Here is a 13,111-nt window from a genome sequence, read left to right on the forward strand (position 1 = left end):
GCCCCTTATCCTTGCCCTCGTTCCTCTCGTATCCTTCGTATGTATTCTACTATACGGGCGAGAGGCTCGTGCTAAGTGCATTCGTCATGCGACGCCGAGCGTGGGGAGCCATCGCGCCAAGACCCTTGGCAGAGCCGTCGGCTGACTATCGACACTACCGGTCGTGGGCATCGTGCGCGTTGTCATGACCATCACGCGGATGGTCATGGACGATCTCCGCACGATCGCGCCAGAGGGCGGGAACGAAGGCCTCCCTCAGCCACAGGCGCCTTAGCTGCGTGCCTATGAACACGCAGGCGGGATTCTCGATCTCGTCGCAGCCCGTCATGGCCCACGCCCGCTCGACCATGTCAAAGCGCACCCACTGCCCACCACACGCAAGGGTACCCTTGGCCCGCGCGATGTGACCGAAGACACCCGAGCTCAGGGCATCAAGCAGCCAGATGAGCTGAGAGGGCGAGGGTAGCCTGGCGTGGGCGAGCGATAGGGTCTCGAACTCGGTAGCAGGGCCGTCCCCCTCGCTCACGATCCCACCGACGTCCCGTACGCGACCGGCATCGGCAGCCTTGGGATCCTCCAAAAGGGCATCCCACCACGCGCGCGGAATCTGAGCGTAGGGCCTGCGCTCGATGGTGGCCGTGGGGTTGAGCCTGGCGACAAGTGAGAGAAGCGCTGCCGCCTCGGTGTCCCTCTCATCCAAGCCTCGCTCCCCCACCTTGGAGATCACGACCGTCGCGGCACAGGACAGCTGGTCATCGAAGACGTCTCTGGCAGAGGCGCGCTGGGCCCGCCACGACAGGGCATCCACGATGCAGACGGGAGGAAGGAGTCCTATGCGTTCGTAGCCTATGCTCCCAACGTTTCCCTGCACGTTTGAGAGCCTCGCCACCCCGGTGGGCTCCACGATGAGGTAGTTGGGGTCGAGGGTATTCGAGATGGTGAGGACGGAGCTTGCGAAGTCCTGCCTGCCCGAGCAGCAGATGCACCTCTCCACAGACTCCCACACCTTGAGGTCGGGAGCGTCCGCGCGCAGAGCCTGGGCGTCGACGTCCGCCTCACCGTACTCGTTCTCGTAGATCACGACGTCCTTGCCCGTGCGCCGGACGAGTTCCTGGATGAAGGTGGTCTTGCCAGCGCCAAGAAACCCCGATATGACCAAAACCCGCATGGGAGCCTCCGCAAGAGAGAGGGGCCACCGCCCAAGCGATGGCCCCGAGAAGTCAGGCTGCAGGAGAGCCTAGTCGATGACGACAACCGGCTTGATGAGGTCCCTCGGCTTGTCCCTCATGAGGAAGAGGGCCTCCTCGATGTGATCCCAACCATGGAAGATGTGAGTGCATTCAGGATGCAAGTCGAGCTTGCCCGCCGTGACGAGACTCGAGAGCTTCTCCATGCGCAGGCGCCCGCCTGGCATGAGACCACCACGGATGTCCTTGTGACCCATGCCAACACCCCATTCGACACGCGGGATGTTGACGTAGTCGCCCGAGCCCAGGTAGTTGACGTTGCCAATCTTGCCACCAGGTTTGAGGCACTTGACGGCGGGCTCGAAGGTCTTGACGGTACCACCAGCGATGCAAATGCGGTCGACACCCTTGTCACCCACGAGCTTGAGGACCTGCTCGTCAATGGGGCCATCCTTATAGGAGACAAAATCGGTGGCACCGTAGCCCTTGGCAGCCTCGACGCAGACGGGACGAGTTCCCACGGCAATGATGCGGGAGGCACCGCGCAGGGCCGCGCCCGCGACGCACATCAGACCGACGGGCCCGATGCCGATAACAAGGACCGTGTCGCCGAACTGCACGTCTGCGAGCTCAACGGCGTGGAAGCCCGTTGGGACCATGTCGGACAGGATGCAGGCATCGGCCGGATCGATGCTGTCGGGCAACTTGGCAAGATTGCCGTCGGCGTCGTTGACGTGGAAGTACTCGGAGAAGACGCCGTCCTTGAAGTTGGAGAACTTCCAGCCCGCGAGCATGCCGCCAGAGTGCATCGAGTAGCCGGCCTGGGCCTCAAGCGAGTTCCAATCGGGCGTGATGGCGGGGATGAGGACGCGGTCTCCTGGCTTGAAGTCTTTGACCTCGGGACCAACCTCCACGATCTCGCCCGATGCCTCGTGGCCGAGGATCATGTTGTGGCGGTCACCGATGGCACCCTCCCACAGCGTGTGGACGTCCGACGTGCATATGGCAACCGCAAGCGGCTTGACGATGGCATCGAGCGGGCCGCACGTAGGCTTCTCCTTCTCGATCCAGCCAGACTCGCCAATTTTGAGCATTGCGTAGCCCTTCATGGAACCACCCTCTTCCTCTCTCTCGCGTATCACTTCGCATGGTCTGCCCCTGGCCAGGCCGTCTCGGAAACGCCGTAACGTCCGAGCCTCAGTGCCCGACAGGGACTCTTCTTGCTAGTGTAGCATCTAGCTCACGGCCACAACAAGCTGAGCGAGAATGTTTTGCGACTATCTCCCTCACAAAAGCACGTCCGCGCGCCAGCCCGCCACACCCCGACTGTCGCCCTCGCACACCCCGGCTGTCGCCCTCAAAAACGGCCCAACCGCACGGAGACTATGCCGTCTGCCTCCACGCTGACCCTTGCCATCGGTCATCCCATGGGATCTTGCGCCCTCAATACTCCCTCAAAGGATCACAGGTCGCAGGTCTAGTGTCATGGAAACCCAGCCGCATCATGCGCCCAGGGCTCGAATGGGGATGACGTAGATGCCGTCGCCGCGACGATAGGCTGCCTCACCCGTCCCGGTGATGACAGCCATGAACACGGGTTCGGGCGCTCTTGCCCTCTTGTTGGCGCATACCTTATCACGCATACGCATGAGGTTAGCAACACCCTCATCAACCTTGTCCAAACCCACCTTAACCTCGATGGCCGCCCAGCTACCATCGACGCGCTCGATGATGGCGTCAACCTCAAGACCAGAGTCGTCATGGTAGTAGCGTATGGGACTCGCCACCACAAGGTCCAGCGCGCGAGCGTACACATCCAGGTCGCGCATGACCAGGTTCTCGAACACCAGACCGAAGGTTTGCCAGTCCTGCAGCAGCGCGGCGGGCGAGAGGCCCAACAACGCCACGGGAAGCGACGGGTCGGCAAAGTAGCGCTTGGGCTTCACGCGCATGCGTTTGGGAGAGCGTGATGCGGGCACCCACCCAGGCACCTCATCCACGAGAAAGATGCGACGAAGGATGTCAAGGTGCGCCGAGATCCCCTTGCGCTGCGCCTCAAGAACCTTCTCATCGGACCTGCGCACGTAGACATCACGGGCAAGGGTGTCGACCTTGACAGACTGGCCGAGGTTTCGCGCAAGAGAAAGAGAGAGTCTGCGTGCGATGAGCTCGTTGCCACCGAGAAGAGGCACGCTCTGCACGAACACGGACTCCAGGTAGTCTCGTACCACGATCTGCGCATCGGCTGCCGTCTGCAAGCGCTCCTCCGGCCATCCGCCACGAACGGCCATATGGGCTAGTCCATCGATACCATAAGGACACTGGCAGGGAGCAAACTCACCGCAAAAGAGTCCCGCTAGGCTCACCTTGGAGACTGACTCCCCCGTTTCGGCGAGCGTCATGGGATGCATGCGGATGCGCCCTATGCGGCCGGCACCGCTGTGGGCAACCTCGGTCTTGTTGGGTGTGGACGAGCCAGTGAGTATCCACGCGCCCTTCTCACCCGCAAGCTCGTCAACGGCGTGACGAACCGCATCCCAAATGGCGGGCACGCGCTGCCACTCGTCGATAACGTGCGGACGCATACCTGCGAGCGGATAGCCTGGATCGGCAATAGATATCTGAAGATTGGAGCCACGGTCCACGTAGGTGACCGACGCAGCGTGAGCAAGCGATGACCATGTCTTGCCGCACCATTTTGTGCCTGACACCTCGATCGCGCCAAACAGCGTGAGGTACTTGTCAATCTGTGCGTCCACGATGCGAGGCACGTATGCAGCGGGCTTGGCCCCAAGACCCTGTACGTCATCAGTCATGAGACCTGCTTTCGATCGACTCCATGATCCTGTCACTATTCCGAGCTACGAGCAGGTGTAATACCAAAATCCTACCATCCATACTACCAAAATCCGAATTGGGCACATCCCAGAATACGAGTCTTGCTCCTTCGCCAAGACACAGGGCCATCGGCTGCCACAGGGGCAGGGGCAGCCTCCCCACGCATGGAGAAACGTGTCATATCGACACGGGACATGACATGCCCGTTGGTTATGCGTCGGGGAGCTGGGAGCTGCCGCTCAGGCCACCTCGGCACGATCAAGGTGCGAGCCTTATGGCTCCACGATCCTGCCATCCGCTCCTGCCGTCCGCATCTTTGCTGGCTCAGCGATTCAGGTACTCGAGAATAGATCGGGCGATAAGTGAGGGTGGTGCCCCAGGGAGCGACTGGTAAACCTTCCCGCTCCCATCCTGCCACACTATCAGCCCATCTATTCCGACGTTCTCGAGCACGTACAGCTCAGTCGGGACCTGTCGGTTGCAGGTCCTCTCCTGTGCAGTCATGCGAACCACATCCACGTGCTTGGCAGCAGAGATGCCGCTCAGCTCATGGCTCCCGACAATAGCGCTACCAAACGACCTGAGGTACGCACGGTACTCGTCAGCAAAGGTCACACCCAGCTCGCTCTCGGCAGTGGCTATCTGCCCATCCGTCGCGTGCTTTCCGTGAACCACATCCGATTGGGAGGCAAGCCAATCAACGAACTCCAACGCGGTACCACCTCCTACTTCTCCAGAGTCTCAGCGAGGCTTTTCCAGAACCCCTCACGCTCTTTCGCCCATTCAGAGCCGTGATCGACATCTGAGCCACGCATGAGATCGTGCAGCTTCGAGAAGGACCCCTCTCCACGGTGCTCTGCCTTGGTAAGAATAGCGAGGATGCCATCTTTCTCCTGGGCAACGTGATGAAGCTCGTATGGGTTCCCCTCCACATCAAGCGCAGCAAGGCCTCTCTTCATGCGCTCGATGTTTGTCAGTCCATTCCCATCCCTGATTGTAGGATCTATGGGTCTTACGAGCGCACTTTTCCCGTTAACGAGCTTTGCCTCGAGCCCCGCCTCCTTATATATGTTGTACTCGTCCATATTCTTGAATCGTCTGATGATCTCCAGAGGGTACTTCGCGTCTCTCTGTATGGTCGCCGCCTCGTTTATCGTCAGGCCATTTCTTGTGGCGCCACGAAGCGCAGAGAACTCTCCGACCCCACCCGTGACAGCACCGGCAATGGCTCCCCATTTGAAGCCCTCGCTCCCTCCAAGTGCCGCGGCGTCGATGGCCTTGCTCACATCACCCGTACGTATGGCCGTAGATATCCCAGCCATGGAGCCGCCGATGGCACCTCCCGACACGGCCAACTCCGCCGCAGTCTTGGCGGATACCGCGAAGACCATGCTTACCGTTGGTGCTACGCCACCGGTTACCGCCGAGACGGTGATGCATACGAGGATCACCCCCGTACCTATAGCGACATTTTGAACTACCCGGTCATACGTATCGTCGTAGTCCTCGAAGGCGTGGACGATCGTATGCCCGTCATCTCCCACCGTAAAGACGTACTTGGTGCCTTGGAATTGCTGCTCGAGCGCCGACAGGGTGTACCCAAAGTAGATGTTCTCCTTTGAGTTCGCAGCCAATTCCTTTAGATACTCCTTTGAGATGTATTTCGTGTCGACGTTCTCGACATAGTACTGATCGCTGTCCAGATCCTCAACGAGGGCGGTGTAGAGGGTGTCCCGTAGGTAGCGCTGAAGATTCTCGTCATCTAAGCCACTGAACTCGACGTCGGGTGCAGATGTCGTCCCTTTCGAGGCTTTTGAAGATGTGTCCTTTGCGCCAGGAGCCTCGGACTCCGTGGGTGCAGGATCAGAGCTGGTAGAACCCGGTTGGATGCCACCACATCCCTGAAGCGCCATGGCAAGCGTAAGCAGCAGCACAAGAGGAAGCTTCCTGCTCATAGGGCATCATCGCCCTCCGACTGGCTCTTCACACCGTCACGGGCAGCTCCGGCTCCGGCTCCGACAGCCAAGATGTTCGCCTGTTTCCGACGCACGATCACGAAGATCACAACGATCGCAAAAGCCATGAGACCACCTGCGATCAGTCCTACTGGAACCTGAGCGTCTGCTGCGTCAGTGCTCTGCTGAGAGCCACCGGTATCCGCAGGGGCTTCTGCGGACGCATCTTCTGAAGCCTGTGAGGTAGCCGGCCACACGATACTGCCGTCATCAGATACAGACGCCCCCTGGGCAATCTGATCCTTGATCTGGTCAATGGAGTAGCCCGTCGAGACATAGGCTTTCAGTACACCGTTATTGCCTACGTAGATCTTCTTTGAGGTTGTCTGGCCGGTCGTCGGATTAGCCGCCGTGATCGTATAGACGCCCTCATCCGTATACTGTTGGCCGTCTCGCGCCACCTCATTGGAGCGGGTATCCCACTCCCCACTGTCAGTGAGCACCTCTCGCTTGACGTACACATCAAGGTAGCGAGATTTTGCGAGATCGATATAGAATCCCTTGTCCGTGGTCGAGCTGTTAGTGAGCTCCGCGCCCGTCGAGATGTCAAAGGGGAAGATCATGGCATTACCGTTTCGGACAGAAAAGCTGAACCGAATGGTGTAGTTGTGGTACTCAGGAAAGATTGAGAGCCCCAACAGGTTACGAGGGTCTTTCTTTATCTCGTAGTCAAGGGCAACCTCATAGTCCCCCTCTTCAAAGAGCTGAACCTGCGTGTCTGCCCCACGCTCTATTCCCACAAGATAGTTTGTATAGTGCAGAGGTTTTCCCTGATCGTTCTCGTAGTTCGTCTGGCGAACAAAGAGGGCGCCACGACCGAACCCCTTCTTCTCCCTCTGCTGCTGCATTCGCTCGTCATAGCCGTTCTCGTCGTCGAAGATGGTGAGAATGGGATCTCCGTTCAGGGCATTGATATCTTGCTCAAGATTAAACCAGAGAGTTATCTGGTCGCCAGACGTCTTGAGAAATGTGGGATGATCGGCAGAGTCACGCTGGACGCTCGTAAAGCCCGTTACCGAGAAACGTCCCAGCCTCCACCCAAAGTGAGGGTCGCCATCCTTGATCGTGTTGTTTTCGGCATAGCCCGTATCAAGACCTGCATTGACGGCCTCACCCAAGCTATAACGCTGACTGCTCGAGTCGGCGCCCTCGGCACGTGCCGGATAGGCCACCCAACATGCGAGTAGCAGCAACAAAATGCCAGTAAGTAAGCTAGGTACTTTCAGTTTCATAAGACACCCCATCACTATCACGCATGCCAGATGGAACGGAGAAGGGAGCGCAGTGCGCTCGACCCACACCAACATTATATTCTCACAGCCTAAAACCTAAAGGTCAACTATAAATTATTAAGATTAATTGAATATAGCCTTTATCTTACGAGATCTGGATGTGTGGGTCCGTGTTTCGCGCGAGCTATTTGAGCCGACCAAAACGAACCCATGCTGCCGCTTTTCGGATGTGAGTGATCTACTCACTTCGCGATTACGATGTGAGTGATTTTTCTCGTGAAAATGACTCACTAAAATAGGCTGAAATTATATACACGCAGGTAGATCGCTTACTGATAGAAATCTCGATGTGAGTGAATCACTCACTTCGCGATTGTGATGTGAGTGAATCACTCACTTCGCGATTGTGACGTCTGCGGACCCGGTCACGCCGCCCACAATCATCCGACATCGCCTATAATCGATGCATCGAACAACACCCGAAGCCTTTGGCAAGCGGCGGGACGAGAAGGGACAGGTGCATGAGAGGCTAGCGATGCCCGTAACGGGCGCCCAAAGCAAGCAGACCGAAACCGGCTGCGCTCCAGGCGCCGCATCGCTGGCTGATCCGCATCGCTGGCTGGTCCATATAGCCCACGCAGACTGACCTTTCGACCTCCATACCGCTGTTTCACGGCTCACGTCGACAGCGGCACGCAGCCTAACGCCTACTCGGAGCGCGGCCTTCCAAGACGAGAGACTCACGGGAGACCGCTCATGCAGCTCATCCTGAACGGAATCGAATACACCTATCCCGGCGCCGCAGACCCCGCAGTCTTAGGCGTCTCTGCCACCCTGCCGCAGGGATGGACGGGGCTTGTCGGGGACAACGGATGCGGAAAGACGACGCTCGCCCGCATCGCCTGCGGCCTCATCAAGCCCGACGCGGGAAGCGTGTCCCCGAGGCTCCTCTCGGCGTACTGTCCCCAGAGTGTCATGGTCAGGCCGGAGGGACTGGAGGACTTTGCCGCCGCCTACGATCGAGACGCGCTGCGCCTCAGGCAGAACCTCGGCATCGACGATGGGTGGCCCTGGCGCTACGGAGAGCTGTCTGGAGGACAGCGAAAGCTCGTGCAGCTTGCCTGCACGCTATGGGCGCGTCCCGACCTACTCGTGATCGACGAGCCGACCAACCACGTGGATGCACCGACACGCGAGGCCATACGGAAGGCCCTCTCCTCCTTCAGGGGCGTGGGCATCCTCATATCGCACGACCGCGCGCTGCTCGACGCCCTCTGCTCCCAGTGTCTCTTCATGCGCCCGAGGGAGACAATCCTAAGACCCGGGAGCTACTCGGAGGGAGCCAGCCAGGAGGCGCTCGAGCGCGAGACCAGCTCCCGCAAGCGCGACAGGGCGGTGCGCGATCGCAAGCGACTGGCGACGGAGGCCCAGCGCCTCCGTCAGAGGGCCGCACTCGCCGATTCCCGCAGAAGTGCGCGTAAGTTGGGAAAACACGACAGCGATGCCCGTGCGAAGATACATCGTGCGATCCTCACCGGGCAGGACGGCAAGGTTCCGGCACTGAGCGCTCGGATGGAGGGCAGGCTCGCGAGGGCCGAGGCGATCGTCGGATCGATCGTTGTCGAGAAGACCTACGAGGGAGACGTCTGGGCGGATGCGATGCCCTGCAAAAGGAGGGTGCTCATGCACCTGGCCGCCCAGGCGCTTCCCCTCAAGGACGGGCGTCTCCTGAGAATCCCCAAGCTCTACCTGGGGAACACCGACCACATCGCACTCGTCGGGCGCAACGGGACGGGCAAGACCACGCTCGTAGGCGCCCTGCTCGAATCGTTTCCCAGAGACATTGGCCTGACCTACATCCCGCAGGAGCTGGACCGATGTCAGGAGGACGAGCTGCTCACGCGTGTCGCGTCACGTTCGCCTGCGGATCGGGGCTTCGTGTTGTCAATCGTCGCCCGACTCAACTCAGATCCGTCCAGAGCGCTGGAGGGAGGCGCCTCGAGCCCCGGCGAACTGCGAAAGCTGATGCTGGCACTCGGCATCCTCGACCGCACGCCCGTAATCGTCATGGACGAGCCGACCAACCACCTCGACCTGCGCTCGGCCGAGGCGCTGGGCAAGATGCTCAAGGGATTCCCCGGGGCCCTGCTGCTCGTCTCCCATGACGAGAGGCTAGTCGCATCAACGACGACCACGCGCTGGGAGATCATGGAAGGCGACGAGGGAGAGCTGCGACTGAGGATTCGGTGATGGGTCCCGGCGCGGGCCACGCACCTACCCACCAATCGTCCAGCCGGCCGCCGCCCGTCTGAGCTCGATGAAGCTGCGGTACAACCCCTCCTCTTCCATCAGCTGCCCGTGGCGGCCCCGCTGCACGATGCGGCCAGCGTCCAAGACGAGTATCTGGTCGGCCGTCGCCACGGTGTTCAGGCGATGCGCGATGGAGATGACCGTCTTGCCGGCGGTCAGCCGTGACAGGGCGGCGATGAGGTCGTGCTCGTTCTCGGGATCGACCGAGCTCGTTGCCTCGTCGAGGATGACGATGGGCGCGTCCTTGAGGATCGCCCGGGCGATGGAGATCCTCTGACGCTCACCGCCCGAGAGGCTCGCCCCGCCCTCCTCCAGAACCGTGTCGTACCCCTGCGGCAGGGCGCTGATGAAGCCGTGGCAGCGCGCCGCCTCTGCCGCGGCGACCACCTGCTCGTGGGTGGCCTCGGGCACGCCGAAGCGTATGTTGCTCTCGATCGTGTCGTTGAACAGGTAGACGTCCTGAAAGACCATGGAGATCCGCGCCAGCAGGCTCTCGGCGGTGCCACCTCGCACGTCAGCGCCGCCGATCGATATCCGCCCCGCATCGACGTCCCAGAACCGGGCGATGAGGTTCACCAGCGTCGTCTTGCCCGAGCCGCTCGGCCCCACGATCGCGCACGAGCTGCCCTCAGGGATACGCAGACTCACGTCGCGGATCACCTCGCGGCCGTCCCCATAGCCAAAACTCACGTGGTCGAACTCGACGCCGTAGCCCACCATCGCAAGGGGCTCGTCCGTGCTGTCCTGTTTGGGGATGTCACACACCTCGTCGACGCGGTCCAGCTCGTTGCCGATCTTCTTGGAGAGAAACGCCCCGTTATTCGCGGCGATCAGCTCGCCGTAGATCATGAAGGAGGCCACGAGGAGCGTGAGGGCCCACGGCAGGGACAAGGCACTGGTCAGGCACAGGGCGCAGGCGGCAAAGAGCACGCCGCAGCTGGCCAGGTTGAACACAAGCGCATAGAGCTTCAGCAGTCCCTGTGCGGCAGCCTCCTGAGCGTAGTCCGCCGCGCGTTTCTCCTCGAAGCTCCTCTCTGCTGCCGCCAAGGCATCGGCTGGCGTACCAAACGAGCGCAGCACCGCCATGCCGCGCGCATACTCCATCACCGCGTCGCTCATCGCCTCCTGGGCCTTGAGCACCCGCTTCGTCACCGCACCCGAGCGCCTCAGCAGCACGCGCAGAACGAACAGGCCCGCCACGATGCCCATAAACGTAATCGCGGCGACAGGCGGCGCCATGAGCAAGAACCCGATGCCCATGATGGCAGCTGTCGCAAGACCACCCGAGAGCCCAGTAAGGCAGATGGTCATGAACTCCTCGAGCTGATGGAGCGTGGTGGTGAGCGTCGTGGCGATCGCACCAAGGCGCTGCTCGCTGAAGTAGCCCATCGCCGCGCCCTTCAGGCGGTCGCCCACGCGCAGACGCAGATCCCTGAAGATGTCGAAGCCACGGGCGTCCATGGTGATGTCGATCGCGTACTGCATCGCGTACTGCCCCGCCACGCTCACCAGCAGCAGGGCAAGGCACTGCCAGATGACATCTGGCCCAAGGGCGTCGCGATGCTCCAGGGCCCAGAACACCGCGACGATGGTCGGTGCCATGAAGAGCGCCTTGAGCACGTTGCAGACCATACCGACGATGAGGCTGCGCCGCGCTGCCACAGAGAAGCTGCCGGCCAGGTCGAGTACCCGCCTTGCCAATGCATACACAGTTATACCTCCTCGATCGTGCTCATGTGCTGGCTCCACATGCGCGCGTACAGCCCACCTGTCGCCAACAGCTCCCCGTGCGTACCGCGTGCGACGATTCTTCCGCCGTCAACCACGAGGATCTGCTGCGCATGACGGATGGTGGAGAGGCGGTGGGCGATCACCACGAGCGTCTTGCCCTCGACCAGGCGGCCGACCGCCCGCTCGACGAGGGTCTCGTTCTCTGGGTCGGCATAGGCGGTCGCCTCGTCTAGGACCACGATGGGGGCATCCTTCAGGATCGCGCGGGCGATGGTCACCCGCTGTCGCTCCCCACCCGAAAGCCTGCCGCCCGCCGCACCGGCCAGCGTCTCGTAGCCCTGCGGCAGCGCCTCGATGAAGTCGTGGCAACCCGCCGCCCTCGCGGCGGCCATCACCTCCTCGTCACTCGCATCCTTTCTCCCCATGCGGATGTTGTCGGCAAGCGAGCGGTCGAAGAGGAAGGTGTCCTGCGCGACATAGGAGACGTTTTCCATGAGCTGCGCGAACGGGATGTCTCGCACGTCCACGCCACCGAAGCGTATCGCGCCCTCGGTGACGTCCCAGAAGCCGGCCATCAGCTTGGCGATGGTGCTCTTTCCCGACCCGGAGGGTCCGACGATCGCGGTGATCGTACCCGGGACGACGGTGAAGCTCAAATCATGCAGCACCCTCGTCCCCTCGTGGTAGGAGAAGGATACCCTATCGAACTCGAGCGACCGGCCGTTCAACTTTACCCGCTTTTGCGGGCGTACCAGCTCCGGCTCGCCGAGAAAGTCCCAGATCGTATTCAAGCATACGTCCATGCGCGATACCATTCCGGCGGCCTGGGCGAATTTCATCAGGGGCCCAATGAAGCCGAGCGGGATGGCGATGCAGCACATGAACGCCGGGAGCGCGAGCTCTCCTGTCGACATGAGCCAGATACCGACGGGGAGCGAGGCCAGAAGCGTGCAGGGCACCACCGACTTGATCGCCGCCATCCATACCCAGCTCTGCCTGAACCAGTCAAGCGTCGAGTCGTGATAGGCGGCCACGGCCTTCGAGAACGCCCCATACGAGGAGGCCGACCGCCCGAACGCCTTGATGACCTTGATGCCGTTCACATACTCGACAAGCGTCGAGTTCATGTGGTTCTCCGTAGCGATGTAGCGCGCCATCTTCTCCTGGTAACCGCGCATCATGAGCAGGAAGAACAGCGCGCCAAGGGGAAGCGTCGCGAGTCCCGCAAGTCCCATGCGCCAGTCAATGGAAAAGACGATCGCCATCGCCAGCAGGGGGCCGAACACGTTGGAGGGAAGCTCGGGCATGAAGTGGGCGATCGCGTCCTCGAGCATGTTGACGTTATCGACGAAGCGATTACGAAAGACGCCCGTCGGCGTGTCGACGATCGTGCCCAAGGGAACGCGCGACATCTTGGCCGCCATCTGCTCGCGCATGCTGCGCAGGGCCTTGAAGGCGATCCTGTGAGATATCATCGAGCTGCGCCAGGTGAGGACAAAGCGCACGACATGGGCGAGGGCGGCCGCCAGGGCGAGAAGCCCGGCATGCCCAAGCGTGAGGGTATTGTCGATGAGGCCGGCGGCGAGCAGGGCCACGACCAAGTACGGCACCATGCCGCAGACCTCGCCGAGACAGGCGAGGGCAAGAGAGGCCAGCATGAGGGCGCGGTCGGGCCTCATGAAGTAGTACAGCTTCGCGAAGGCACTCGGCCGCGCGCCACGATCCATCGGCGACGGTGCCAACCGCGCGCCACGGTCCGGCGGCGACGGCGTGCTTCGACTCGTTGACGCCGATGGCG

At 61.2% G+C, this 13,111-nt stretch carries 9 protein-coding genes; 1 reads left to right on the forward strand and 8 read right to left on the reverse strand.

Translation table 11 applies throughout. From position 1 onward, the window contains the following. Positions 1-154 precede the first annotated feature (154 nt). The 6 genes from ADJ70_RS07715 to ADJ70_RS07740 form a co-directional block, all read right to left on the reverse strand. Positions 155-1,168, reverse strand: a complete 1,014-nt coding sequence (locus ADJ70_RS07715) for a GTP-binding protein (RefSeq protein WP_050340597.1) — start codon at positions 1,166-1,168, stop codon at positions 155-157. 69 nt (positions 1,169-1,237) lie between these two features. Continuing rightward, entirely contained in the window at positions 1,238-2,296 is a 1,059-nt protein-coding gene (locus ADJ70_RS07720; RefSeq protein ID WP_050340598.1) for an NAD(P)-dependent alcohol dehydrogenase, read from the reverse strand. A gap of 393 nt (positions 2,297-2,689) precedes the next feature. Continuing rightward, complete coding sequence (locus ADJ70_RS07725) at positions 2,690-4,003, reverse strand: ATP-binding protein (RefSeq protein WP_050340599.1); 1,314 nt, start codon at positions 4,001-4,003, stop codon at positions 2,690-2,692. 346 nt (positions 4,004-4,349) lie between these two features. Next, positions 4,350-4,736, reverse strand: a complete 387-nt coding sequence (locus ADJ70_RS07730; RefSeq protein ID WP_050340600.1) for an SMI1/KNR4 family protein — start codon at positions 4,734-4,736, stop codon at positions 4,350-4,352. 14 nt (positions 4,737-4,750) lie between these two features. Beyond that, positions 4,751-5,980 (reverse strand): HNH/ENDO VII family nuclease, encoded by a 1,230-nt coding sequence (locus tag ADJ70_RS07735; protein ID WP_050340601.1) that lies wholly within the window; start codon positions 5,978-5,980, stop codon positions 4,751-4,753. Next, positions 5,977-7,272: a hypothetical protein gene (locus ADJ70_RS07740; protein ID WP_157051447.1), complete on the reverse strand. Its 1,296-nt coding sequence runs from the start codon at positions 7,270-7,272 to the stop codon at positions 5,977-5,979. The genes ADJ70_RS07735 and ADJ70_RS07740 overlap by 4 nt, the downstream gene beginning before the upstream one ends. 756 nt (positions 7,273-8,028) lie before the next feature. On the opposite strand from ADJ70_RS07740, the gene ADJ70_RS07745 reads away from it, so the two are divergent. Next, the gene (locus ADJ70_RS07745; RefSeq protein WP_050340603.1) at positions 8,029-9,522 is read left to right on the forward strand and encodes an ATP-binding cassette domain-containing protein; all 1,494 of its coding nucleotides are present in this window, start codon (positions 8,029-8,031) and stop codon (positions 9,520-9,522) included. A gap of 24 nt (positions 9,523-9,546) precedes the next feature. Here the strand turns inward: ADJ70_RS07745 and ADJ70_RS07750 are convergent, their stop codons facing one another. Next, positions 9,547-11,292, reverse strand: a complete 1,746-nt coding sequence (locus tag ADJ70_RS07750) for an ABC transporter ATP-binding protein (protein WP_050340604.1) — start codon at positions 11,290-11,292, stop codon at positions 9,547-9,549. A gap of 2 nt (positions 11,293-11,294) precedes the next feature. Next, complete coding sequence (locus ADJ70_RS07755) at positions 11,295-13,040, reverse strand: ABC transporter ATP-binding protein (RefSeq protein WP_050340605.1); 1,746 nt, start codon at positions 13,038-13,040, stop codon at positions 11,295-11,297. Positions 13,041-13,111 lie beyond the last annotated feature (71 nt).

The sequence above is a fragment of the Olsenella sp. oral taxon 807 genome (assembly GCF_001189515.2).
Lineage (GTDB): Bacteria > Actinomycetota > Coriobacteriia > Coriobacteriales > Atopobiaceae > Olsenella_F.

Bases quoted from the DNA above. Each gene is read 5' to 3' on its own strand.
- ADJ70_RS07720 (WP_050340598.1), bottom strand. From the start codon at position 2,296: ATGAAGGGCTACGCAATGCTCAAAATTGGCGAGTCTGGCTGGATCGAG.
- ADJ70_RS07735 (WP_050340601.1), bottom strand. From the start codon at position 5,980: ATGAGCAGGAAGCTTCCTCTTGTGCTGCTGCTTACGCTTGCCATGGCG.
- ADJ70_RS07745 (WP_050340603.1), top strand. From the start codon at position 8,029: ATGCAGCTCATCCTGAACGGAATCGAATACACCTATCCCGGCGCCGCA.
- ADJ70_RS07715 (WP_050340597.1), bottom strand. From the start codon at position 1,168: ATGCGGGTTTTGGTCATATCGGGGTTTCTTGGCGCTGGCAAGACCACC.
- ADJ70_RS07755 (WP_050340605.1), bottom strand. From the start codon at position 13,040: ATGGATCGTGGCGCGCGGCCGAGTGCCTTCGCGAAGCTGTACTACTTC.
- ADJ70_RS07725 (WP_050340599.1), bottom strand. From the start codon at position 4,003: ATGACTGATGACGTACAGGGTCTTGGGGCCAAGCCCGCTGCATACGTG.
- ADJ70_RS07740 (WP_157051447.1), bottom strand. From the start codon at position 7,272: ATGAAACTGAAAGTACCTAGCTTACTTACTGGCATTTTGTTGCTGCTA.